The sequence below is a fragment of the Saccharopolyspora gloriosae genome (genome assembly GCF_022828475.1).
Lineage (GTDB): Bacteria > Actinomycetota > Actinomycetes > Mycobacteriales > Pseudonocardiaceae > Saccharopolyspora_C > Saccharopolyspora_C gloriosae_A.
The window spans coordinates 1-23,764 of record NZ_CP059557.1 but is presented as its reverse complement, the minus strand read 5'-3'; the positions used below and the strand labels follow the sequence as shown (position 1 = coordinate 23,764).

The window sequence follows — 23,764 nt, the reverse complement described above, 5'->3', positions numbered from 1 at the left end:
CCGCGGGCGGCGATCAGCGCCGCGGTTTCACGTGGAACCGCGATCTCACCTGGTCAGCGCAGCGAAAAGGATCAAGAACGCTGCGCGGCGGCGGCGAGGGACCGCATGCCGCGCTCCAGCTCGTCGACCAGCTCGGCGCTGACCGGATGCCCGGCCGCGGCCATCCAGTTCGCCAGCATCCGGTGCCCGCCGTCGGTGAGCACCGACTCCGGGTGGAACTGCACGCCCTCGATGGGCAGTTCACGGTGCCGCATGCCCATCACGATCCCGCTGCCGGTGTGCGCGGTGACCTCGAAATCATCGGGCACGCTCACCGCGCGCACGATCAGCGAGTGATACCTCGTCGCCACGAACGGCTGCGGCAACCCGGCGAACACGCCCGAACCGGAGTGCTCGATCAGCGAGGTCTTGCCGTGCAGCAGTTCCGGTGCGCGCTCCACGACGCCGCCCCAGACCGCGCCGATCGCCTGGTGACCCAGGCACACGCCGAACAGGGGGCGCCGGTCCCTCGCGCAGGTCGCCACGAGCTCCATCGACCGCCCGGCCCGATCCGGCGTGCCCGGTCCGGGACTGAGCAGGATGCCATCGGCAGCGGCCACGTCCTCGTCGGTGACGGCGTCATTGCGCCGCACCACGCAGTCCGCGCCGAGCTGGGCGAGGTACTGCACGAGGTTGTAGACGAAGCTGTCGTAGTTGTCGACGACGAGTACGCGCACGTTCGCCACCCTACCGGCGCGGCATCACACCGTGGTGACGTCGTTGAACGGCAGCAGCGGCTCCAGCCACGGGAACACCACGAACAGCAGCAACGCCACCACCATCAGCACCAGCAGCACCGCTTCGACGATCTTCACCGGTGGCGGTCCCGGCAGGTGCCGCCAAATCCAGCCGTACATCAGGACTCCTCCAGCTCGGGCGGCCGCAGATCCCGGTGCACCGGGTCCTTGGGGTATTGCTTGACCAGAACCCCGTGCACGATCAGCCGCTGGGCTGCGGAGAACCGCGGGTGACAGGTGGTGAGCGTGATCAGTCTGGTCTGCTGTTCACGCGGGAGTGCGTCGTGCGGACGCCCCGGCACCGGATAGATCACTTCCCCTTGCTCGGGCCGCACGATCTCCTGCCCGGCCACCCCGCGGTACGGGCCGTCGATCGGGGCGACTCCGGTGCAGCGCGGATCGGCGGCGGGATCCCAGCCCGCGACCTGCCGGCTCATCGGCAGCACCCGGTAGACGTACCAATCCGCGGCGGTCTCCACGACCAGCGCGTCACACGCGGCGAGCCGGTCGAGGTCGCCGAACGGGGCGCCCTTGCCGATGCGGTGTCCGGCGATGGCGAGGTTGCCCTGTTCACCGGGCAGCGCCGTGCCCGCGTAGTGGCCGGGGCCTGCCGCGAGCGTCTTCGCGTCGGTGCCTTCCAGCACGGTGTAGCGGTAGTCCGGTCCGAACGCCGGGATGTAGAGCTGCGCGAACCCCTCCCCCGCCGCCGTGGGCGCGGGCGGCGCTTCGGGGGCGCGCTGTTGCCACTGGGCGCGTAAGCGGTCGCCGGCCTCGCTCTGCCGGTGGGCGCTGAACCAGTCGGTGACGTGCACGGCGTAGAAGACGAACAGCAGCAGGACCAGCCCGAGGGTGATCAACACCTCGCCGCCGATCCGAATTCCGGCGCGTAACCGCTCACCGCGACGATCCGGCGCTGGGGCAGCCACTACCTCGGACGTTTCCAACGGTATCCCTCTCATCACGACCTGTACCGCACCGGCGAAGGGGTGTTCGGTCAGACGCGCGATTACGTTAACGTGTGAGTGGAGAACGAGACGCGTCGTGATCGGTTCCGCTGGCGTGGCCAGGCCCGCTCCGATACGTCGACCGGGCCGTCCCGGAGCGGCGAACCGGGGGGCGGTTCCGGAGCCCCCGGCGCGTTCACCGCCGCCGAGCAGGCTCGGACGCTGCCGGCCCGCACCACCTGGCGAGGACATCATGCCGAAGTCAAAGGTCCGCAAGAAGGACTCCGCTTCCACTCCGGTGGCGGACCGCCGCACGCCGGTGAAGGCGAAGTCGGTCGGCCCGTCGCACCCGATATACGTGGTCGTGATGCTCGGCGTGATGCTGATCGGCTTGCTGTGGCTGGTCGTGAACTACCTCGCGGGCGAGAAGATCCCGTTCATGGCGGAGCTGGGCGCGTGGAACTTCGCGGTCGGTTTCGCGTTCATCATCGTCGGCCTGCTGATGACGATGCGGTGGCGCTGAGCGTTCTGGTGCGCAGAGCCGTGTCGTCTTCTGCGCGGACCCGATTTTCCGGAAACGCCGCACCAGCAGTCCCACTTCCGTGTTCGTGATGTTCACGCGCGCGTTGGACCCGAGTCACCGAACAACACGCGTGTAAGTCATCCCCAGTGTGGACAACCCCTGTGGATAACTCCGTTCGGTGCAGGTACCGGACACTGCCGAGGTCGCCGTGAACACCTTCCGCGAGTGGTCGACTCCGCTCGGTCTGATCAGCTGCGGGTGGGCGTTGGCCGCGTGCAGCGCCGTGTGGTGGTGGCTCGCCGAGGCGCCCGCCGATCGGTTGTTCGTCGGCGTGCTCACGATCGTGCTGGCCGTCGCCGCCGGCTGCGGGAGTGTGCTGCGGCCGCGGCTGCGCGCCGATCCGTCGGGCATCGCGCTGCGCGGATTCACCGGCACCCGGCACCACCCGTGGTCGCAGGTCCGGTACCAGGTGCGCTCGCGGCAACGTCTCGGCATCACGTCGTCGACGCTGGAATTCGACACCGAATCGGGCGAGCTCGTCATCCTCGGCAAGCTCGACCTCGGCGAGGACCCGCAAGACGTCGCAGACGCCCTGGAGGAGCTCCGGCCGTGAGGCCTCTGCGGCGGGGCCGGGAATCCTTGATCTTCTGATCGTTGTCTTGTCAGCGGCGAAAGCCGATGAGCAGCGACCAGCTCGAGCAAGAAGAACCACCGGCGGGTTCTCCGCGGCTTCCTCGCGAGGACAGCGGCCCGGACCCGGATTTCGCTGTGCAGCGGGCTACATGAGAAGTCGCTGGCACCGGGCAAGGGAAGCAGCGTGGTTCCGCTGAGTCACCAGCTAAGCGAGCCGTTACGAACGACCAGTCGTCGCTAGCGGTAGCACCGCATTCCGGCGCAGACCCACTCCCCCAGCTGCGCGTCTCGAACTATCAGCAGCACGAGCAGCACCACCAACAGTCCGCCCAGCGCACCGGCCTGCAGCTGGTTTCGGCGCTCGCGCGGCGCGTAGACCATCGCCGCGGTCGCCGCCGCGCCGAGCACGATTCCGCCGAGGTGCCCGAGCAGCGAGATGCCGGGGATGGACACGCTCAGCACGATGTTCAGCGCGATCACGATCAGCACCGGCCGCAGGCTCACCTTCAGCCGCAACGCGGCCACGGCGATGCCGCCCATCAGCCCGTACACCGCACCGGAGGCACCGGCGACGGAGGTATCGATCCCGTCGAACAGGAACACCGCGGTGCTGCCGCCCAGCAGGGACAGCAGGTAAACGGAGGTGAACCGCAGCCGCCCAAGCACCGTTTCGAGGTCCCGGCCGATGACCCACAACGCCACCATGTTCATCAACAGGTGGATCGGGCCGAAGTGCAGGAAGCCCGAGACGATCAGGCGGACCCACTGCCCGCCCGCGACGCCCACCGGCCACAACGAGAACTGGTGGAACAGTTGCGCCGAGTCGTTGTAGTTCTGGAAGCTGCCCGCCTGGATCGCCGTGACGGCGTAGGCCAGCACGTTGAGCACGATCAGCACGGGGACGACGATCGGCTTGCCGCTGAGCTTCGCGCCCGCGACGGTCACCGCCTCACGACCGCCGCGGCGGCTCTGCGCCAGGCAATCGACGCAGTGGTAGCCGACGGAGGCTTCCCGTAAGCACTCCGGGCAGGCCGGACGCTCGCAACGCGTGCAGCGCAGCCCGGTCGGCCGATCCGGATGCCTGGCGCACACCTGCTGCTGCGCGGCTTCTTCCGGGTCGGCCGGCTGACCGGGGGGAACGTTCATGTCACTCGCCGAGCTCCACGGAGACCTTCTCGATCACGATGTCGGTCAGCGGCCGGTCCTGCGCACCGGTCGCGGTGTGCGCGATGGCGTCCACGACCTCGCGGGACTCCTGGTCGGCGACCTCACCGAAGATCGTGTGCTTGTAGTTCAGGTGCGGCGTGCGCGCGACCGTGATGAAGAACTGCGAACCGTTCATGTTCGGCCGGCCCGGGTTGGCCATGCCCAGGATGTACGGATTGTCGAACTGCAGCTCCGGGTGGAACTCGTCGGCGAACTCGAAACCGGGGCCGCCGCGGCCGGTGCCGGTCGGGTCCCCGGTCTGGATCATGAAGCCGTCGATGACCCGGTGGAAGATCACGCCGTCGTAGAACGGACCGGAGCGTTCCCCACGCGCGTTCGGGTTCGTGTACTCCTTGGTCCCTTCGGCGAGCCCCACGAAGTTGCTCACCGTCTTCGGCGCCTGGTTCGGGAAGAGGTTGACCCGGATGTCGCCCTGCGAAGTGTGCAGGGTCGCGGTCACGGTCTTCCCGACGAGCGATCCGTTGTCTTCAGCCACGCATCCATCCTGCCATCGGAAAGCGCGAACCACGTGCCTGGGTGCAGTATTGGTAGTGATCGTCGCGTGCCGGTTACCGTCGGCACGGCAAGGCGACCGGTGAACGCCGGCCAAGGAGGCACACGATGGACGAGGTGGAGGCGATGGCCCGAACTGGTGAGAACGTGGGCAGGGCGGTCGGCACGGGGGTGCGCACCGCGCGCGAAGGTGCCGTCCGAGCGGGCAAGGCTGGTCGCAGCGCGACCAAGCAGTACATTGCCCGCGCGGAGCAGGAACTCACCGAGCGCGGGCTCGCGCCGGAGGACCTGCCGGAACTGCTCGCCCAGAAGGCCACCGGGCTCTCCCGCGAGGACCTCGCCGAGCGCAGCCGCAAGGCGCGCAAGCAGTGGGAGAAGACCCGCAAGGACTGGGACAAGAAGACGGCGAAGTCGCGCAAGCGGCTGGCCAAGAACGCCGAGCAGGCTCGCAAGGAGCTCGCGGCCCGGATCGATCCGGCGCCGAAGCCGCGGCGCAAGTGGCCGTGGGTGCTGCTGGTGCTGGCCGCGCTCGCCGGGGTGGCCGTGGTCGCCCTGTCGCGTCGCCCGGAAGAGCTGCCGATCGCCGAGGCGGAGGACTTCCCGACGCACGAGGACGGCCTGTCCCGCAATCCCGACGCGCGTCCGAACACGGACCGCTGAGGACGTACCGACGCGGCGGCGCCCCTGGGTGCCGCCGCGTCGATGTCTCCGATCGAGTGCCCCTGCTCGGGTAACGTCGATCCGGTGACTGATCAGAACGCGCACCAGCTGACCCTGCACCACTCGGCTTTCATCGACGCCGCCCCCGAGCGGATCTACCCGCTGATCAGCGACATCACTCGATTCAGCGAGTGGAGCCCGGAGAGCACCGGCGGCGAGTGGCTGACCGGCACGCCGGGCGAGGTCGGTTCCCGGTTCCGCGGCGACAACGGCTTCGGGGATCGCACCTGGTCCAGCGAGTGCGAGGTGCTCGCCGCCGAGCCCGGCAAGCGCTTCGCGTTCGGCGTGCTGACCGGTTCGGAGCAGGTGGACAACTCCGTGTGGTCCTTCGAGGTCGAACCGGAAGGATCGGGCTCCCGGCTCACCCAGCGGTACGTGCTGAAGGAACTGACCGGCCCGATCAAGGAGTTCCTCGCGCAGCAGGAGGACGGCGGCGCGAAGTTCATCGCCGACCGCACCGAGGCGCTCCAGGACGCGCTGCGCCAGACGGTGGCGGGCGTCAAGAGGACCGCCGAGCAGAGCTAGCGACACCCGGTGGCGCCGCACGGGAGCGGCGCCACCGATCAGCTCAGGAACGCTCCGGGACCCGGACCGCCGCGATGCCGATCGCGCCGAGCACGCCGACCGCGGCGTACGCGTAGAAGCCCCACGGGTAGGCGATCCCCGCGGTGAGCAGCGCGCCGCCGAGCAGCGGCCCGCAGATCGCACCGATCCGGCCCACCCCGGAAGCCCAGCCGAGCCCGGTGGCCCGCGCCTCCGCCGGGTACGCGCGGCCGATGTAGGCGTAGACGAGCACCTGCGCGCTGAACACGAACGCGCCGGCGAGGAACACCACCAGGTACACGCCGACACCGGGCAGCCGGATGCTCAACGCGGCTAGGAACACCGCCGCCAACGCGAACCAGGCGACGGTCACCGGCCGGATCGCGGCGCGGTCGGCGACGTAACCGGCGACGACGAGCCCGACGACGGCCCCCAGGTTCAAGGTGAGCAGCAGGCCGAGCGCCGCGCCGAGCGGATATCCGGCCTCCCGCATGATCTCCGGCAGCCAGGTGTTGAGGCCGTACACCAGGAGCAGGCCCATGAACGCGGCCAGCCAGAACGCGAGCGTGCTGCGCGCGAACCCGCCGCGGAACAGCGAGGCCACCGTGTCCACACCGCCCCGAAGCCCGGCTCCGGCCGTCTTGGAACGCTCGAACGACTCGGATTCCGGCAGGAAGCGCACCATCAACGGCACCAACAGCAGCGCGGGCGCGGCGCCGATCAGGAACATCCACCGCCAGCCCAGCGAGGGCAGGATCAGAATGCCGAGCACGGCGGTGAGCACGGCGCCCACGTGATACCCGGTCATGATCGTGGTGCTGGCCCCGCCATTGCGGCCGGGCCGCGAGTGTTCGGTGACGAGCGCGATCGCGGTGGGCACGCAGCCACCGAGGCCCACCCCGGCGAGGAACCGCAGCGCGCCGAAGACCAGCAGCGATGGCGCGGCGGCGCACAGGGCGGTGAGCAGCGAGAAGCTGACCACCGAGAGGATCAGCGCTTTGCGGCGGCCGATGACGTCGGTGATGGTGCCGATGGCGAGTGCGCCCAGGACCATGCCGAACAGTCCCGCGGTGGAGGCCAGCGAGGCCGTCGCGGGCGTCAGGCCCCATTCCCCGCGGTCCAGCAGCGTCGGCAGCACGCTGCCCAGCACCACCAGGTCGAACCCGTCGAGCAGCACCGCGCTCCAGCACAGCGGCACGACCCACCCGGCGTGAGCGACACGTCCGGCGCCGGTTCCGGTAGCCACGCCAGGCCCTCCTTCGATAGTTGATCAGGTAATCGATCTCGCACCTGCTGCCGACGCATCGTGCCCGCCGGCTCACCCGCCACAACGCCACCCCTTCCGCTCACCGAAAACCCACCGCCTGGCCCCTTGGACCGAACCGCTCGGTCAATACCAGCGCCTTCCAAGGAACACACGACCTCGCCCCGTTGCGGATCTGCGGGGAGTCACCCCCTCAGAACAACGAGGCTCGGGAAAGTCGAAACCCACAGGCAGAACCCGATTTATTCCTCCCTCCGATTGGGGGCTGTGCTCGGTATTGATCATGCTGTCGTGATCGTGCGGTGACGCCGGAGGCGTTAACGCAAGTTCTCCCTCTGGTTGTGGTTTTCGCCGAGATATGGGGGGACTGCCATGCCAGGATCGGCGACATTCGACTTACAGAGCTGAGACGAACGCCGTCTGGTCGATGTCGGCGGAATATCGGCCAGTTCGTTGTCGTCGAGGCGACCACAAGCTCCTGCGCCGGCCGGACCCGGTACGCAGTCCCGCGAGAACCGCGCACCCTGCTCACCGTCTGGACCGGCGTCTGCCGTCAACCTCGCCAACCCAACAAGTAAGGAGGCGCGATGCGTCGATGGGTGTCTGTTCTAGTTCTGTTACTGCTCGGCTTCGTCGTCGGGCCGGTGACTTCCGCACCGATCGCATCGGCTTCGGCCGAATCCGATGCGCTACGGGGTGATCTGGACAAGATTCTGGCCGATCCACGCCTGACCGATGCCCAGGCGGGAGTGGTGGTGCGGGATCCGGAGACCGATGAGGTGCTCTACGACAAGCAGGCCGAGGCGCCGGCGACGCCTGCCTCGAACGCGAAGCTGCTCACCTCGACGGCGGCCCTGGAGGAACTGGGCCCGAACTACCGGTTCAACACCCAGGTGCAGGCCGCCGCGCAGCGGGACGGATCGGTGCTGCGCGGTGACCTGTACCTGCGCGGCACTGGTGATCCGACGATGCGGCCCGCCGATTACGACCGGCTGGCCGAACAGGTCGCGGCGTCCGGCGTGCGGACCGTGCAGGGCCGGTTGCTGACCGATGACACTTGGTTCGACAACGTGCGGCTGGGCACCGGCTGGGACCCGGCCGACGAGCCGTACCCCTACGCGGCCCCGATCTCGGCGCTGACGGTCGCCCCGAACGAGGATTTCGACGCCGGCACCGTCCAGCTGCGCGTGTCCCCGACGCCGGTGGGCGCCCCGGTTCAGGTCGAAACGGAGCCCGCGACCGACGCCGTGCGGCTCGACGTGCAGGCCACGACCGGGCAGCCCGATTCGCCTTCGACCTTGCAGGTGACTCGCGAGCAGGGCAGCGACCGGGTCATCGTGTCGGGCTCGGTGCCTGCGGGCTCCGAGCCGGTGGAGGAACTCACCACCGTCCCCGACCCCACCGCCTACGCGGGGGACGTGTTCGCCCGCGCACTCCGCGCGCACGGCGTCGAGGTCGCCGAAACCGGTTCCGGCGTGGTTCCGGCGGACGCGGACGTACTCGCCGAACACGAGTCGATGCCGCTGCGCAAGCTGCTCACCCCGTTCATGAAGCTGAGCAACAACGGTCACGCCGAGGTGCTGACGAAGGCGATGGGCAAGCACGCTCGCGGCGAGGGCTCGTGGCCCGCCGGAATCGAGGTGATCACCGAGCGGCTCACCGGGCTCGGCTTGGATCCGGCGGCACTGCACCTCGTCGACGGCTCCGGGCTCTCGCCGATGGACGAAGTCTCGCCGGAGCAGTTGACGTTGTTGCTGGACAACGCACGGCAGCGCCCGTGGTTCGCGGATTTCCACGAAGCGCTGCCAGTGGCGGGAGATCCGGACAAGCTGGTCGGCGGCACGCTGCGCAACCGGATGGGCGACACGGCGGCCGCGGGCAACGTGCACGCGAAGACCGGCTCACTCACCGGTGCGACCGCGCTCTCCGGCTACGTCACCGCCGCGAACGGGCGTCCGCTGGTGTTCTCGGTGATGTTCAACGACTACCGGGACGCTGCGCCGAGCGATCTCCAAGATGCGATCGCCGTGCGGCTGGCCGAACACTCGGGCGCGGACGAACAATCACGCCGCCCAACCACCGTGCTCAGGAAGAACGCTCCGGTAGCGGGCGCTGATTCGGGCTTGGAATGCTCTTGGATCAAGTCCTGCTGACCAAGAGCGACGTAGCCTGACCAGCTCGTGTCAAGGGTGCGGCAGCTGGCGTCACCGCCAAGTTGGCATCCTTGACACCAGCTGTTGACCGTTGTGGAGGTCGACAGGATGGGGCCGTGCCCGGACGCAGCTGCCGCGCACAGCCCCATCCTGTTGGTCTGCCGGCCCGGCGGGGACGTCTCTTCCACCTCGTACCGCACGGGCGCGGCCGTGCGTGCCCCGGATGTGGCCCAGACCGGATCATGAAAAAAGACCAGGTGCATGACCTGGTCTTACGGGGTGGAGGTTGCGGGAGCTCACTCGAGCACCGAGCCGTTGATCAGTGCGCGGATCGAGAACGCTCCCCAGCGAAAGACACCGACGAACCTCGACCACCGCACTGTGCGGGCCTACGGGACCCGACCCCCGTACAAGCAAAAAGGAGCCGGGAAGACACGATAAGCGTCGACCAGACTCCTCGGAGTGGAGACGAGGGGAATCGAACCCCTAACCCCCGCCTTGCAAAGGCGGTGCTCTGCCAATTGAGCTACGTCCCCGTTGGTGCCGGAGCACCGGGCCGCCGGATCTCTGCGTCTGCTCCGAGCGTACTCAGGCGACCACGTCAGGGTCGAGCGCAGAGCCCCGCGACCACTGGGGCCGACGGCGAGCCGAAGTTCGGCTCACACCTCGCCGGCGGTGGCTTCGCGCCAGAGGTCGGCCTCGGCCTTGGCGGCGCGGTTGCGACGGACGACGAACAGCACGGCACCGGCAACGACGGCGAGTGCGAGCAGCTTCTTCATTTCCGGTCGCCTCCTAAAACGGGGCGCCCGCGAGAACCGCGGGCATCGGGGAAACATCCTTGACAGGAAGGGTGGGCCTAGAAGGACTTGAACCTTCGACCTCTTCGTTATCAGCGAAGCGCTCTAACCGCCTGAGCTATAGGCCCTTGGTGTGACTCGAAGATTACACGACGCCCGGCCTGCTCCACGAAGGGGGGTCCGAGCTCCGGGGCGGCGATCGCGCGGACCGCCGCCCCGGATTCGATCACTCCCGCTCGGACAGCGTGACCTCGACGCCACCGGCGAAGTCGGCGGCCACGTTGTAGATGAACGCGCTCACCGTCGCCAGTGCCGTGAACAGCACGATGTTGATCGCCCCGATGATGGAGGCGACGCCGAACACGCGGCCCGCGCTGATCAGTTCCTCACTGGCCGCGTCCTCCGGCGAGGTGAGCTCGGTGAACGTGCCGTTCAGCGAGTCCCAGACGCCCATGCCGTCGAGCACGCCGTAGAGGACCGCCACCGCGATCATCCACACGAAGAACATCGCGACGCTGAGCACCAGTGCCAGCTTCAGCACCGACCACGGGTCGAGCCGCTTGACCTGGAGGCTCGCCCGTCGCGGACCCCTGCTGGGCCTGCGGGCACTGGGCGTCTGCGCGCCGGGCCGGGCCGCCGCACCGAAGTTGACCCCGGCGCCGCGCCCTTCGGCGCCCTGCGAGGGGATCTCGGTGCGGACGGTCTCCTGGTCATAGCCGGACTTCGGGATGCCCTGGGTCTGCGCGGTGTCGAAACCCGGGGTCGCCGACGGCTCGGTGTGGCCGTCTTCGGTCCCGGTGCCCACTCCGGTGCGCTGCCACGGCGGCGGCGTCTCGGTGCCCTCGAAGGTCTCGGACCCGTTCGGTTTCGAGGCCGTTTCGCCGTTGGTGGCCCCGTCGTCCGCGGCCGACACCGCTCCGTCGCCGTTGGTGGCGGCGGCGTCCGTCTGCCCGGTCATCACCGAGGTGTGCTGGGAGTTTTGGCCGGTCGTCTGGTCGGCATCCTGGTCACCCGAATGCCCGTCCGGACGCTCCGGCTTCTCGGAAGATGTCACGAGAGATCCTTCATGATCGTCATCGGCGGTCGCTACTTCGTCGGCTCAGGCCCGGCGGCGTCCGGATCGGCGGCCTCGTCGGCGCTGCGCGCGATGGCCACCACCGAAGTCCCGTCGCCCAGGTTCATCAGACGCACCCCCTTCGTCTGCCTGCCTGCCTTGCGAACCTCCTTGGCGGTGGTCCGGATGACGCCGCCCGTGGAAGTGATCGCATAGAGCTCATCGTCCAGGTCGACGATGAGCGCCCCGACAAGCCTCCCACGTTTGCGGTCGTACTGAACGGTGAGCACACCCTTGCCGCCGCGGCCCTGGACCGGGTAGTCGTCGATCTCGGTCCGTTTGGCGTAGCCGCCGTCGGTGGCGACCAGCAGGAAGCGACCGGAACGCACGACGCCCATCGCGAGCAGTTCGTCACCGGAGTTGAACCGCATGCCCAGCACGCCTGACGTGGCGCGGCCCATGGGGCGCAGCGCCTCGTCGGTGGCGTGGAACCTGATCGACTGGCCTTCGGCCGAGACCAGCAGCAGGTCGTCCTCCTCGGAGCACAGCACCGCGCCGACCAGCTCGTCCTCGTCCTTCAGGTTCACCCCGATGAGTCCACCCGAACGGTTCGAGTCGAAGTCGGTCAACCGCGACTTCTTGACCAGCCCGTTCTTGGTGGCGAGCACCAGGTACGGCGAGGCGGTGTAGTCCTTGATCTGCATGACCTGGGCGATGTGCTCGTCCGGCTGGAACGCGAGCAGGTTCGCCACGTGCTGGCCGCGAGCGGTGCGGTTGGCCTCCGGCAGCTCGTAGGCCTTCGCCCGGTACACCCGGCCCTTGTTCGTGAAGAACAGCATCCAGTCGTGCGTGGAGCACACGAAGAAGTGCGACACGATGTCGTCCTGCTTGAGCTGCGCGCCCTGCACGCCCTTGCCGCCGCGCTTCTGCGCCCGGTACAGGTCGGTGCGGGTCCGCTTCGCGTAGCCGGTGCGGGTGATCGTGACGACGACGTCCTCGTCGGCGATGAGGTCTTCCATGGAGACTTCGCCCTCGTAGGGCACGATCTTGGTGCGGCGGTCCTCGCCGTACTTGCCGACGATCTCCATCAGCTCGTCGTGGATGATCTGCCGCTGCCGTTCGGGCTTGGCGAGGATGTCCTTGTAGTCCTCGATCTCCAGCTCCAGCTCGGCGAGCCGGTCGACGATCTTCTGCCGCTCCAGCGCGGACAGCCGCCGCAGCTGCATCTCGAGGATCGCGTCGGCCTGGACCTCGTCCACGTCGAGCAGCGCGATCAAGCCGGTGCGGGCCTCGTCCACGGTGGGCGACCGGCGGATCAGCGCGATCACGGCGTCCAGCGCGTCCAGCGCCTTGACCAGGCCGCGCAGCACGTGGGCGCGCTCCTCTGCCTTGCGCAGCCGGTACCTGGTGCGCCGGACGATGACCTCGATCTGGTGGTTGACGTAATACCGGATCACCTGGTCGAGGCGCAGCGTGCGCGGCACGCCCTCGACCAGCGCCAGCATGTTCACGCCGAACGTGGTCTGCAGCTGGGTGTGCTTGTAGAGGTTGTTGAGCACGACCTTCGGGATCGCGTCCCGCTTCAAGGTGAACACGATCCGCATGCCGCGCCGGCTGTTGGACTCGTCGGCGATGTCGGAGATCCCGCTGATCTTGCCGTCGCGGTGCATCGCCGCGATGTTCTCGATCAGGTTGTCCGGGTTCACCTGGTACGGCAGCTCGGTGACGATCAGCGAGGTGCGCCCCTTGGCGTCCTCCTCGACGGAGACGACCGAGCGCATCTTGATGGAGCCGCGGCCGGTGCGGTAGGCGTCGGCGATCGCGTTGGTGCCGAGGATGAGGCCGCGGGTCGGGAAGTCCGGTCCCTTGACCCGGCGGATCAGCTCCTCGAGCAGCGTCTCGTCGTCGACCTCGGGGTTCTCCAGCAGGTAGACGACGCCGTCGGCGACTTCCCGCAGGTTGTGCGGCGGAATGTTCGTCGCCATCCCGACCGCGATGCCGCTACCACCGTTGACCAGCAGGTTCGGAATCCGCGCAGGCAGTACGTCCGGTTCCTGGGTCCGGCCGTCGTAGTTGTCGGAGAACTCGACGGTGTCCTCTTCGATGTCGGCGAGCATGTGCATCGCCAACGGCTTGAGCCGCGACTCGGTGTACCGCATGGCGGCGGCCGGGTCGTTGCCGGGAGAACCGAAGTTGCCCTGCCCGTCGATGAGGGGGTGGCGCATCGCCCACGGCTGCGCCAGGCGCACCAGGGTGTCGTAGATCGCCGAGTCGCCGTGCGGGTGGTAGTTGCCCATCACCTCGCCGACGACGCGGGAGCACTTCACGTAGCCGCGGTCCGGCCGGAAGCCGGAGTCGTACATCGCGTAAAGCACCCGGCGGTGCACCGGCTTGAGGCCGTCGCGCACGTCGGGCAGCGCGCGCGCGACGATCACGCTCATCGCGTAGTTGATGTAGGAGTTCTGCATCTCCTGCTGGATGTCGACCGGTTCTACGCGGCCGTGTTCCGGCGGCAGGATGTCCGTCACGAGTGGAGGTTCCTTTCAGGCGAGTTGGCGGGTTCCTGCGCCGGCGCGACGCGGGAGGGCGGTGCTCCCCCCGTGTCGCGGCGTACCAGGCAGTGCGGCCTGGTCACGGCGATCGATCCCGTTCGAGCGCGTGCGGGCGGAAGGAGCCTCGCGGAATGATCACCATTCCGAGCAGCCCCCCAGCCGGATCAGACGTCGAGGAAGCCGACGTCCTTGGCGTTGCGGACGATGAACGAGCGGCGCGCTTCGACGTCCTCGCCCATGAGCACGCTGAACAGCTCGTCCGCGGTGGCGGCGTCGTCCAGCGACACCTGCATCAGCAGCCGGGTCTCCGGGTCCATCGTGGTCTCCCACAGTTCCTGCGGGTTCATCTCGCCCAGACCCTTGTAGCGCTGGATGCCGTCGTCCTTCGGCAGCTTCCGCCCGGCGGCGGCACCCGCTTCGAGCAGGCCGTCGCGTTCCCGGTCGGAGTAGGCGAACTCCGCCTCGGCGCGCGGCCACTTGATCTTGTAGAGCGGCGGGCGGGCCAGGAACACGTGGCCGTTCTCGATCAGCGGGCGCATGAACCGGAACAGCAGCGTGAGCAGCAGCGTCCGGATGTGCTGGCCGTCGACGTCGGCGTCGGCCATCAGCACGATCTTGTGGTAGCGCAGCTTGGCCAGGTCGAACTCATCGTGGATGCCGGTGCCCAGCGCGGTGATGATCGCCTGGACCTCGTTGTTCTTGAGGACCTTGTCGATCCGCGACTTCTCCACGTTGATGATCTTGCCGCGGAGCGGCAGGATCGCCTGGAAGCGCGACTCCCGGCCGTCCTTGGCCGAGCCACCCGCCGAGTCGCCCTCGACGATGTAGAGCTCGCACTCCTCCGGGTTGCTGGACTGGCAGTCCTTGAGCTTGCCGGGCAGACCGCCGATGTCCATCGCGCTCTTGCGCCGCACCAGTTCCTTCGCCCGCCGCGCCGCCATCCGCGCCTGCGCCGAGCCGACCGCCTTGTTGATGATCGTCTTCGCGTCGGCGGGGTTGCGCTCGAACCAGTCGTTGAGCCACTCGAACGCCGCGGTCTGCACGAAGGACTTGACCTCGGTGTTGCCCAGCTTCGTCTTCGTCTGGCCCTCGAACTGCGGCTCGCGGACCTTCACCGACACGATCGCCGCGAGACCTTCGCGCACGTCGTCGCCGGTGAGGCTGCCGTCCTTGTCCTTGAGCAGCTTCTTCTCTTTCGCATACGCGTTGACCACGCGGGTCAGCGCGGAGCGGAAGCCCTCCTCGTGGGTACCGCCCTCATGCGTGTTGATCGTGTTCGCGAAGGTGTAGACGGACTGGTTGTAGCCGGAGTTCCACTGCATCGCGACCTCCAGCTCCACCCCGGTGCCGGAGGCGTTGAAGGCGACGGCCTTGCGGTGGATCGGTTCCTTCGTCGCGTTGATGTGCTTGACGAAGTCCTCCAGCCCGCCCGGGTAGTGGAAGGTGCGTTCTTTGGCGCGGGCCGCCTGGCCGCCCGCGTCCTCACCGGATTCGTCCTCCTCGGCGAGGCGCTCGTCGCGCAGCACGATGGTCAGTCCCTTGTTCAGGAACGCCATCTCCTGCAGGCGCCGCGACACCGTCTCCGCGTTGTAGCGAGTCGTCTCGAAGATGTTCGGGTCGGCCCAGAAGGTGATCGAGGTGCCGGACTTCTTCGTCCCTTCGCCCTTCTTCACGTCGGCGACGGGCTTGGAGTCCTCGTACCGCTGCCGCCACACGCTGCCGTTGACGTGGATCTCCGCTTCGAGTGCGCTGGAGAGCGCGTTGACGACCGACACACCGACACCGTGCAGACCACCGGAAACGGCGTAGGAATCGCCACCGAACTTGCCGCCCGCGTGCAGCACGGTGAGCACGACCTCCAAGGTCGGCTTCTTCTCCACCGGGTGCATGTCCACCGGGATGCCGCGACCGTCATCGGTGACCCGCACACCGCCGTCGGCCAGCAGCGTCACCTCGACGGTGGTCGCGTACCCGGCCATCGCCTCGTCGACGGAGTTGTCCACGACCTCCCACACGAGGTGGTGGAGACCGCGCTCACCGGTGGAACCGATGTACATGCCGGGGCGCTTGCGGACGGCTTCCAAGCCCTCCAGCACCGTGATCGACGACGCGTTGTATTCGTTCTTCTTTGATGCCACGGGCCTCGGTGTCTCCTCGAACCGGCAGTGTGTCGGGTGGCCCGGCCGTCAACGGCCGCCTGCGGCACCCGCGAACGGGCGCCCGGCCACAGCGGGCGCGGCGCTCATCCGGCCCGGCGCACGAGCGCGACCGGCGGCCGAGCGACGATGCGGACGTGAAGGGCCGGGCGTTCGGCGACGCGAGACGCCGCACCCACCCAAATGATTCTACTGGGTCTCCCCGACAGGAGTGCGGCAAGGACACCCCTGAATTCCTCACAGAGCCGATAACTCGGATCCGGACACCATCCGAGACCGGCGAGCGGGTCCGCGCGGCTCCTGCGCGGGCTCGCGCGGGGCGTCAGCCGTAGGTGTCGCGCGGGCCGCGGCCCGGCACGTGCCGCGGCCCGTGCCGCCAGCTCGGCGCCGCCGGACCCTGCACCTTGATCTTGCGGACCACGCCCTTGCCCACGCCGTCGGCGATGCGCTGCAGGATCTGCCGCTGCAGCAGGCGCAGCTGAGTGGCCCAGGCCGTCGACTCGGCCTGCACGGTCAGCTCACCGTCGGACAGCGCGACGGGTTTGGTGTGCTCGGCGATGTCGCCGCCGACCAGGCTCGTCCAGCGCGCGAAGACGTGTCCGCCGGAGAGCCGGTCGTTCCACCCGTGATCCGTGGCGATCCGCGAGGCCAGCCTGCCCAGCGGCTGCGGGTCGCGGTCATCGGCGCCCGGCCCCGACCAGCGACGGCGCCGCCGGGAACCACCACCGGCACCGATGACGCTGCGCTTGGTGCGGCGCTTGGCCTTCGACTTCTCCTTCGCGGCCTGCAGCGCGGCCCGGGCCAGGTCCGATCCGTGCAGCTCAGCGCCGTCGGAGCCAGCGGGCGTCGGGTCCGTTCCGGCCTCGGAAGCGGTCGATCGCCCTTCGTGTTCGCCCGATGTCATCGAGTTATCCACACCATCCACAGCCTTATCCCCAGTTGTGGGTAACTTCGGGGAACTCCCACTCACCCTGCGTGTTTTGCCAGGCAGGAGGCCTGCCGACTTCGTCACTCGACACGACTGACCTCGCCGTCTCGAACGTCGAAACGGGTACCGGCGAGCTCGGCGGGCACGTCCTCCCCGACCGCGGCGGTCACCAGCACCTGCTCGGCGCCCGCGACCAGCTCGGCCAGCCGGGAACGGCGCCGCCGGTCCAGCTCGGCGAACACGTCGTCGAGGATCAAGACCGGTTCCGCGCCATCCTCGGTGAGCAGGTGGTACGAAGCCAGCCGCAACGCCAGTACGAACGACCACGATTCGCCGTGACTCGCGTAGCCTTTCGCGGGCAGCTCACCGAGCACCAGGTCCAGGTCGTCGCGGTGCGGCCCGACCAAGGACACGCCCCGCTCCAACTCCTGGCCGCGCACCCGCTCCAGCTCGACGAGCAGCGCGGACTCCAGCTCCGCCCGGTCGGCTCGCGGACCCATCGGCACGCCGTAACCATCGGGCAGCGAATCGCCGAGGCTGCTGCGATACCGCAGGTCGGCGACCCGACCGGCCGGCGCGCTGTCCGTGCCCGTCTCAGCGACGCTGGCATAAGCGCTGGTCACGTGCGGTGCGATGTCGGCGACCAAGTCCAGCCGAGCCGCCAGCAGATCAGCGCCGTGCTTCGCGAGGTGCCCGTCCCAGACCTCCAGGGTCCGCAGATCCGGCGACCGGCCACCCCGGCGCGCACCACCGGCCGACTTCAGCAACGCGCTGCGCTGCCGCAACACCCGCTCGTAGTCGGACCGCACGCCCGCGTACCGCGGCGACCTCGACACCAGCAGTTCGTCCAGGAACCGGCGCCGCTCCCCCGGGTCACCGCGCACCACCGCGAGATCCTCCGGAGCGAACAGCACCGTGCGCAGGATGCCCAGCACATCGCGCGGCTTGCCCGGAGCGCCGCGGTTGATCCGAGCCCGGTTCGCCTTGCCCGGCGTGATCTCCAGGTCCACCAGCAGTTCCCGGCCGCCGTTGATCACCGCGGCCCGCACGAACGCCCGCTGCGCGCCGTAGCGCACCAGCGGCGAATCGCTGGACACCCGATGCGATCCGAGGGTGGCGACGTAGCCCAGCGCCTCGACCAGGTTCGTCTTGCCCTGACCGTTGGCACCGACCAGCACGGTCGGCCCCGGTTCGAGAGTCAGCTCGGCCTGCGGCCACGAGCGGAAGTCGGTCACTTGCAGATGTCGGACGTACAAAGCGCTCCCACCGGATCGGGTCGCGCGAGCGGGACGCGCGCGGAACCGGGCCGCAGCCGGGCGACTCCCGGCCGGGCAGGTGGTGAGGTGACCCGCCCGGATCACCTCACCGACATGTCACCGTGTCGACATGGCGACAGCGGCGACTCAGCCCTCGTTGGTCTCCACCGCGTGCCCGCCGAACTGGTTGCGCAGCGCGGCGACGGCCTTCATCGCAGGCGAGTCGTCCTGCCGGGAGGCGAACCGGGCGTAGAGCGCGGCGGTCATCACCGGGGTCGGCACGGCGTTGCGCACCGACTCCTCCACCGTCCAGCGGCCCTCGCCGGAGTCCGAGACGTACCCGCGGAGTTTTTGCAGCTCCGGGTCGTCGTCCATCGCGCGCACCAGCAGGTCCAGCAGCCAGGAGCGGACCACGGTGCCCCGGCTCCACGCCTTGATCGTCGCGGGCACGTCGGTGACCACATCGGAGGCGGCGAGCAGTTCGAAGCCCTCGGCGTAGGCCTGCATCAGGCCGTACTCGATGCCGTTGTGCACCATCTTCGCGTAGTGCCCTGCCCCGACCGGACCGGCGTGCGCGAAGCCCTCCTCGCGCGGCCCCTCCGGCCGCAGCGCGTCGAAGATCGGCAGCGCGCGCTCGATGTCCTCGGCGTCGCCGCCGGCCATCAGCCCGTAGCCGTTCGTCGCGCCCCACACCCCGCCGGACACGCCGACGTCGACGTACTTCACGCCGTGCTCGGCGAGCGACGCCGCGTTCGCCTGGTCCTCGGTGAACTTGGAGTTCCCGCCCTCGATCACCAGGTCGCCCGCGGAGAGCACCTCGGCGAGCGCGTCGATGGTCTGCTTGGTGGGGTCGCCGTGGGGAACCATGACCCACACGATGCGCGGGCCGGTGAGCCCGTTCGCCAGGTCGGCGATCGAGGCCACGTCACTGACCTCTTGGTTCCGGTCGTAGCCGATGACCTCGTGGCCGGCGGCGCGCAGCCGCTCACGCATGTTGAAGCCCATTCGGCCGAGACCCACAAGTCCCAGTTGCACCGGATCTTCCCCTTCGAGACTGGTTGTTGCCCGGGTCCGCCGTTCCGGCTCGGCCCGGTGCCGCACATGAGCGGCGCCCGCGCGGGTCGCGGCGGACGCCGGGACCACCTCAGCCCGGCAGGCGCACCGGCATCAGCAGGTAGAGGTAGCCCTCGACAACCTCACCATCCTCCCCGACCGGCTTGAGCAAGGCGGGGCGGTTGGATGTGGTGAACAGCATCTGGGCGCGGTCCGTCTTGAGCGCGCCCAGGCCGTCGAGCAGATACGTCGGGTTGAACGCGATGGTCAGCGGCTCACCGGAGAGCTCCACCGGGAGTTCTTCCTCGGCGCTGCCTTCGTCGTCGCCACCGGCGGTGAGGCGCAGCCCGGAGTCGGAGAACTCCAGCCGCACCTGGGTGCCGCGTTCGGCGACCAGCGACACGCGCTTGATCGCCTCGGCCAGCGGGGCCACGTCGATGATCGCGGTCGCGGCGGTCTCGGACGGCAGCAGCTGGCGGTACTTGGGGAACTCCGCGTCCAGCAGCCGGGTCGTGTTGCGGCGGGTCGTTCCCGACAGCCCGAGCAGGCCGTCGCCGGAGGCCAGCGAGATCTCCACCTTCGAGCCGGAGCCGCCGAGGGTCTTGGCGGATTCGGCGAGCGTCTTGGCGGGGACCAGGATCGCGGTGTCGTTGATCGACTCGTCGGGTTCCCAGGTGAATTCCCGCATGGCGAGCCGGAACCGGTCGGTGGCGACCATGGTGAGCCGGTCCGCGTTGATCTCCATGCGGACGCCGGTGAGCATCGGCAGCGTGTCGTCCCGGCCGGCGGCGACCGCGACCTGGGCCACCGCTGCGGAGAACAGGTCGCCGGGGACGGCGCCCGCCCGTTCCGGCATCGCGGGCAGTTCCGGGTAGTCCTCGACCGGCATGGTCGGCAGGCTGAACCGGGAACTGCCGCAGGTGATCGTCACTCGGGAGCCGTCGACGGTGATCTCGACGGGCCGGTTCGGCAGCGACTTGGTGATGTCGGCCAGCAACCGCCCGGAGACCAGCGTTTTGCCGGTGGAGTCGATGGAGGCCTCGGTGGTGACCTGGGCGGACACCTCGTAGTCGAAGCCGGAGATGGTCAGCGCTTCGCCGGAGCTCGCGTCCAGCAGCACCCCGCCCAGCACCGGAACCGGCGGCCGCGACGGCAGGCTGCGCGCGACCCAGGCGACGGCGTCGGCAAGACCGTCACGTTCCACGCGGATCTTCATCGATGTCCTTTCGGTTTCGGCCGAGGCCGGCCGGCTGCCGGGGAGAACGCTGCTGGTGCCGTGGGGGCGGCCAGCTCCGGGAGTGCTGTTGCTGCGTACGGGGCTTTCGAGGTCGGAGCTCCGGCGCGGCGCCCGAGGTGCGGGCCGCCTGCAGCGGGCGGCACCTGGGTCGGGGCGCATCGGAACTCGTCCCACGAGATGGCCGGGAGCTCGGAGCTCCGCTTCGGACGACCATCGCGGGAGTCCCACCGTAGAGCGTTCGACGTGATCGCCGCATCCGGGTCCTGGCTCTCGAAGCGCTCGGTTCGGGCCGCCGAGGCGAAGTTGTCCACTTGTCCACCGCCCCTCTCTCTTCTTTTTTTCTTCATTCAAAAGAAAAGAAAAGAGAGCAGTAGTAGTAAGGGTTGTGGGTTGTGGGGATAACCCTTGTTTTGGCTGCTCAAAGCACCTGGTCAGCTGTGGACGGAGACTGGGGGCAACCGGTGGATGGTCTGAACGGGTCGTGGACAACTTTTGACCGATCCGAGGTTGTCCACATTGAGCCCATGTTGTCCACACCCCCATCCACAGCTGAACCCCGAGTTGTACCCAGCCTCTGCGGATGAACCCGTGTTTTGGGCACCTCAACCGATCGGGTTGTGGGCGAATCTGTGGGTTTCCTGTGGCTAACCGGGGGATGGCCTGTGGGTAGACCGGGGATCGTTGTGCACAGCCTGTGCATGGATTGGGGAAAACTCCAGCTCAGGGCTGGGGATGGCCGAACTGTGGACAGGTCGGCTTCAACGCGGCTTTTTTGCTGCGGGGTGAGGGCAAGACCACTTCGCCTGTGCAGAAAACTCGGCGTCCGCGAACGGTCCTCGCGTCGGATCGGATGCTTCGCCCGGCTTGATGCGTGCGCTGGGCGATCACTCGTGCGCAGACCGTGTTGATCCGGGGTTCTCCACAGGTGTCCCTAGGCCGCGCGGGGCGCGCGTGCATCGCCGAACGGTCGACCGGACCCGGTCGGCGGGCGAACTTTTTCTGCCCGGGGCGGCTGGCGCGACCTCACGGCTCCAGCAGAAAGATGCGGCGGAGGCGTGCACGACACGAGGTCCCGGCCTGGCGCGGCCGGTAGAGGCCGTCGGCGCCCGGGGATGTGGGCCGGGGCGAACGCGCTCGACCTTTCTGCGAGGGCGGCCCGGTCGCGGTGGAGGACCACGACAGAAAGATTCCGCTCGGCCCCGCCGGTGGATCCCGCCCGGCAGGTCGAACCGGGCAGGCGCCGCTCCCCGGCGTCTCGCGCCTTCACCAGAGCGCGTCGAGTGGCTGCGTGGGCGGCCCCGAGGTGCCGAATCGGAGCGACGGCCAGCGCGCGACGATCGGGTGCAGTGAGGCGAGACGTCTCAGTGATATCACTGAGACGTCTCATTCAATGCTTCGGTAAGAGCTCGAGCCTGCGGCTCAGAGAGCTGGCGGCAGGCCGATGAGCAGGAAAGACGGCGACATGCCCGGTCTCAACCAGGAACGACTCGCCGGCCGCCGCCGGCCGGTACTCCGCCCGCGGCGCCGGCTCCGGGCTCAGCCGCGCGACTGCTGCTTGATCCGGGAGGTCAGCTCCTGCACCTGGTCGTAAACCCGGCGCCGCTCTGCCATCTCCTTGCGGATCTTCTTGTCCGCGTGCATCACCGTCGTGTGGTCCCGGCCGCCGAAGCTCTGCCCGATCTTCGGCAGCGAGGAGTCGGTGAGCTCCCGGCACAGGTACATCGCGATCTGCCGAGCCTGCGCCAGCGCCTTCGTCTTGCCCGGCCCGCACAGATCGTCGATGGTCACCGCGAAGTACTCCGCGGTCACGGCCATGATGGTCGGCGCGGTGATCTCCGGAGTCTGCGAGTCGGGGATCAGGTCCCGCAGCACGATCTCCGCGAGCTGCACGTCCACGGGCTGCCGGTTCAACGAGGCGAACGCCGTCACCCGGATCAGCGCGCCCTCCAGCTCGCGGATGTTGCGTTCGATCCGGGCCGCGATGAACTCCAGCACCTCCGCCGGTGCCGCCATCCGATCCTGCGCGGCCTTCTTGCGCAGAATCGCGATGCGCGTCTCCAGCTCAGGCGGCTGGATGTCGGTGATCAAGCCCCACTCGAAGCGCGTCCGCAGCCGGTCCTCCAGCGTGCGCAGCCCCTTCGGCGGCCGGTCGGAGGACACCACGATCTGCTTGTTCGAGTTGTGCAGCGTGTTGAAGGTGTGGAAGAACTCCTCCTGAGTACCTTCCTTGCCTTCCAAGAACTGGATGTCGTCGACCAGCAGCACGTCCACATCGCGGTAGCGGCGCTGGAACGCCACCTGCCGGTCGTCGCGCAGCGAGTTGATGAAGTCGTTGGTGAACTCCTCCGTGGACACGTACCGCACGCGCATCCCGGGGAACAACCGCTGCGTGTAATGCCCCACCGCGTGCAGCAGGTGCGTCTTGCCCAGCCCGGACTCGCCCCAGATGAACAGCGGGTTGTAGGCACGGGCCGGCGCTTCCGCAGCGGCCACCGCGGCCGCGTGCGCGAACCGGTTCGAGGCGCCGATGACGAACGTGTCGAAGGTGTACTTCGCGTTCAACCGGGTCTGCGAGGTCGGCGGGGCGTGCTTCGGCGCGGTGAACGGCTGGCCCTGCTGGTGCTGCTCGGCGTGCTGGCCGCGGCCGAAGGTCGGCCACACGTTCGCCTCGGTCGACGTGGCGTCCTCCTGCTCGGCGGACTCCTCCTCCACCTCGTCCTCGGCGTCCTGCTCGGCGACGGGCTCGTGCGCCGTCGGCCACTGTTCGGTGTACCGCTCCGGCTCGGACCGTCCTTCTGCCGAGTACTTGGGCTCCGAGGAGTACTGCGTCTCAGGGGAGGAGTACTGCGCCTTGGGGGCGTACTGGGCCTCGGAGCCGTACCCGGCTTCCTGCGCGTACTTGGTCTCGGACGAGTACGTCGTTTCGGGGGTGTACTGCGGCTCGGACGCGTAGTGCGTGCCGACCTGCTTCGCGGGCAGCGAACCGCTGATCGAACCGCTCTGCGCGGAGCCGAACGCCTCCGGGCGCCGCGACTGCGCGGAGTAAGAGGAGGCGGGACCGGACGCGATGTACGGCGACGAGTCGTAAGCGATGCCGAATCCGGCGGGCCGCTCGGCCGCGGATTCCGAACCGGTGCGAGCCGGGGTTTCGGGGCGGGCCTCCGGCGCGGCCAGCGGCCGGGTCGGTGCGGGCACCGCGGTGTCGACCTTGACCGCGAGCGAGACCTCCCGGCCCAGCCTGCGGGACAGCGCATCGGTGATCGGGTCGCGCAGCGCCCGTTCGATCGCTTCCTTCGCGAAATCACTGGGAGCGGCCAGCAATGCCGTACCATCCAGTAGGCCGATCGGCCGGGTCACCCGCATCCAAGCGCGTTGTTGCGGTGACAGCGTGCCGGAGGACAACTCCAGCACGACCTCGTCCCACACCCGACCAAGCTCGGTTTGGTGGTCGGACAC

At 68.8% G+C, this 23,764-nt stretch carries 19 protein-coding genes, 2 tRNA genes and 1 pseudogene; 5 read left to right on the top strand and 17 right to left on the bottom strand.

The window, feature by feature from the left end; translation table 11 throughout:
- Window positions 1-71: 71 nt before the first annotated feature.
- From H2Q94_RS00110 to H2Q94_RS00100, 3 genes are read right to left on the bottom strand one after another with little or no spacing between them, the layout of a single operon-like run.
- Window positions 72-716: an aminodeoxychorismate/anthranilate synthase component II gene (locus H2Q94_RS00110; RefSeq protein WP_243790680.1), complete on the bottom strand. Its 645-nt coding sequence runs from the start codon at window positions 714-716 to the stop codon at window positions 72-74.
- A gap of 24 nt (window positions 717-740) precedes the next feature.
- A complete protein-coding gene (locus tag H2Q94_RS00105) occupies window positions 741-896 on the bottom strand; it encodes a hypothetical protein (protein ID WP_243790678.1) in 156 nt (51 codons plus the stop codon).
- Window positions 896-1,702 carry a class E sortase gene (locus tag H2Q94_RS00100; RefSeq protein ID WP_243790676.1) on the bottom strand — a complete coding sequence of 269 codons (807 nt, stop codon included), beginning with the start codon at window positions 1,700-1,702 and terminating at the stop codon, window positions 896-898. Before H2Q94_RS00100 ends, H2Q94_RS00105 begins: the two co-directional genes overlap by 1 nt.
- Before the next feature lie 271 nt (window positions 1,703-1,973).
- On the opposite strand from H2Q94_RS00100, the gene crgA reads away from it, so the two are divergent.
- Window positions 1,974-2,243, top strand: coding sequence for a cell division protein CrgA (crgA, locus tag H2Q94_RS00095; RefSeq protein WP_243790673.1), 270 nt, complete (start codon window positions 1,974-1,976; stop codon window positions 2,241-2,243).
- Window positions 2,244-2,421: 178 nt separating this feature from the next.
- Window positions 2,422-2,856 carry a PH domain-containing protein gene (locus H2Q94_RS00090; RefSeq protein ID WP_243790671.1) on the top strand — a complete coding sequence of 145 codons (435 nt, stop codon included), beginning with the start codon at window positions 2,422-2,424 and terminating at the stop codon, window positions 2,854-2,856.
- Between the two features lie 257 nt (window positions 2,857-3,113).
- Here the strand turns inward: H2Q94_RS00090 and H2Q94_RS00085 are convergent, their stop codons facing one another.
- Window positions 3,114-4,022 carry a rhomboid family intramembrane serine protease gene (locus H2Q94_RS00085; RefSeq protein ID WP_243790668.1) on the bottom strand — a complete coding sequence of 303 codons (909 nt, stop codon included), beginning with the start codon at window positions 4,020-4,022 and terminating at the stop codon, window positions 3,114-3,116.
- 1 nt (window position 4,023) lies between these two features.
- A complete protein-coding gene (locus H2Q94_RS00080; RefSeq protein ID WP_243790665.1) occupies window positions 4,024-4,578 on the bottom strand; it encodes a peptidylprolyl isomerase in 555 nt (184 codons plus the stop codon).
- A gap of 125 nt (window positions 4,579-4,703) precedes the next feature.
- Here H2Q94_RS00080 and H2Q94_RS00075 point away from each other — a divergent pair, with 125 nt between their 5' ends.
- Together H2Q94_RS00075 and H2Q94_RS00070 are read left to right on the top strand one after the other, a co-directional pair.
- Window positions 4,704-5,255, top strand: a complete 552-nt coding sequence (locus H2Q94_RS00075; protein ID WP_243790663.1) for a hypothetical protein — start codon at window positions 4,704-4,706, stop codon at window positions 5,253-5,255.
- Window positions 5,256-5,339: 84 nt separating this feature from the next.
- Window positions 5,340-5,840 (top strand): SRPBCC family protein, encoded by a 501-nt coding sequence (locus H2Q94_RS00070; RefSeq protein WP_243790661.1) that lies wholly within the window; start codon window positions 5,340-5,342, stop codon window positions 5,838-5,840.
- Between the two features lie 43 nt (window positions 5,841-5,883).
- Here the strand turns inward: H2Q94_RS00070 and H2Q94_RS00065 are convergent, their stop codons facing one another.
- Complete coding sequence (locus H2Q94_RS00065; protein ID WP_243790659.1) at window positions 5,884-7,104, bottom strand: MFS transporter; 1,221 nt, start codon at window positions 7,102-7,104, stop codon at window positions 5,884-5,886.
- A 617-nt stretch (window positions 7,105-7,721) separates the two neighbouring features.
- Between H2Q94_RS00065 and dacB the strand changes: the two genes are divergently transcribed.
- Window positions 7,722-9,275 (top strand): D-alanyl-D-alanine carboxypeptidase/D-alanyl-D-alanine endopeptidase, encoded by a 1,554-nt coding sequence (dacB, locus tag H2Q94_RS00060; RefSeq protein WP_243790657.1) that lies wholly within the window; start codon window positions 7,722-7,724, stop codon window positions 9,273-9,275.
- A 463-nt stretch (window positions 9,276-9,738) separates the two neighbouring features.
- On the opposite strand, the gene H2Q94_RS00055 is transcribed toward dacB, so the two are convergent.
- The 11 genes and pseudogenes from H2Q94_RS00055 to dnaA form a co-directional block, all read right to left on the bottom strand.
- Window positions 9,739-9,811: transfer RNA gene (locus H2Q94_RS00055), tRNA-Ala, on the bottom strand.
- 135 nt (window positions 9,812-9,946) lie between these two features.
- Window positions 9,947-10,054, bottom strand: a pseudogene (locus H2Q94_RS00050) (DLW-39 family protein); the annotation flags it as partial.
- A 72-nt stretch (window positions 10,055-10,126) separates the two neighbouring features.
- Window positions 10,127-10,200: transfer RNA gene (locus H2Q94_RS00045), tRNA-Ile, on the bottom strand.
- Window positions 10,201-10,298: 98 nt separating this feature from the next.
- Window positions 10,299-11,126, bottom strand: coding sequence for a DUF3566 domain-containing protein (locus tag H2Q94_RS00040; protein ID WP_243790655.1), 828 nt, complete (start codon window positions 11,124-11,126; stop codon window positions 10,299-10,301).
- A 32-nt stretch (window positions 11,127-11,158) separates the two neighbouring features.
- Window positions 11,159-13,654, bottom strand: a complete 2,496-nt coding sequence (gene gyrA / locus H2Q94_RS00035) for a DNA gyrase subunit A (protein WP_243790653.1) — start codon at window positions 13,652-13,654, stop codon at window positions 11,159-11,161.
- Window positions 13,655-13,842: 188 nt separating this feature from the next.
- A complete protein-coding gene (gene gyrB, locus H2Q94_RS00030) occupies window positions 13,843-15,816 on the bottom strand; it encodes a DNA topoisomerase (ATP-hydrolyzing) subunit B (RefSeq protein ID WP_243790650.1) in 1,974 nt (657 codons plus the stop codon).
- A 340-nt stretch (window positions 15,817-16,156) separates the two neighbouring features.
- Window positions 16,157-16,738 carry a DciA family protein gene (locus H2Q94_RS00025; protein WP_243790648.1) on the bottom strand — a complete coding sequence of 194 codons (582 nt, stop codon included), beginning with the start codon at window positions 16,736-16,738 and terminating at the stop codon, window positions 16,157-16,159.
- A 104-nt stretch (window positions 16,739-16,842) separates the two neighbouring features.
- Entirely contained in the window at window positions 16,843-18,018 is a 1,176-nt protein-coding gene (recF, locus tag H2Q94_RS00020) for a DNA replication/repair protein RecF (RefSeq protein WP_243790646.1), read from the bottom strand.
- 147 nt (window positions 18,019-18,165) lie between these two features.
- The gene (gene gnd, locus H2Q94_RS00015; RefSeq protein ID WP_397545504.1) at window positions 18,166-19,119 is read right to left on the bottom strand and encodes a phosphogluconate dehydrogenase (NAD(+)-dependent, decarboxylating); all 954 of its coding nucleotides are present in this window, start codon (window positions 19,117-19,119) and stop codon (window positions 18,166-18,168) included.
- A 43-nt stretch (window positions 19,120-19,162) separates the two neighbouring features.
- Window positions 19,163-20,287, bottom strand: a complete 1,125-nt coding sequence (dnaN, locus tag H2Q94_RS00010; protein ID WP_243790644.1) for a DNA polymerase III subunit beta — start codon at window positions 20,285-20,287, stop codon at window positions 19,163-19,165.
- A gap of 1,557 nt (window positions 20,288-21,844) precedes the next feature.
- Complete coding sequence (dnaA, locus tag H2Q94_RS00005; protein ID WP_258718644.1) at window positions 21,845-23,764, bottom strand: chromosomal replication initiator protein DnaA; 1,920 nt, start codon at window positions 23,762-23,764, stop codon at window positions 21,845-21,847.

What these genes read in the sequence shown, in the direction of transcription:
- H2Q94_RS00105 (WP_243790678.1), bottom strand. Translation starts at nt 896, where the DNA reads ATGTACGGCTGGATTTGGCGGCACCTGCCGGGACCGCCACCGGTGAAG.
- crgA (WP_243790673.1), top strand. Translation starts at nt 1,974, where the DNA reads ATGCCGAAGTCAAAGGTCCGCAAGAAGGACTCCGCTTCCACTCCGGTG.
- H2Q94_RS00085 (WP_243790668.1), bottom strand. Translation starts at nt 4,022, where the DNA reads ATGAACGTTCCCCCCGGTCAGCCGGCCGACCCGGAAGAAGCCGCGCAG.
- H2Q94_RS00075 (WP_243790663.1), top strand. Translation starts at nt 4,704, where the DNA reads ATGGACGAGGTGGAGGCGATGGCCCGAACTGGTGAGAACGTGGGCAGG.
- H2Q94_RS00025 (WP_243790648.1), bottom strand. Translation starts at nt 16,738, where the DNA reads ATGACATCGGGCGAACACGAAGGGCGATCGACCGCTTCCGAGGCCGGA.
- dnaN (WP_243790644.1), bottom strand. Translation starts at nt 20,287, where the DNA reads ATGAAGATCCGCGTGGAACGTGACGGTCTTGCCGACGCCGTCGCCTGG.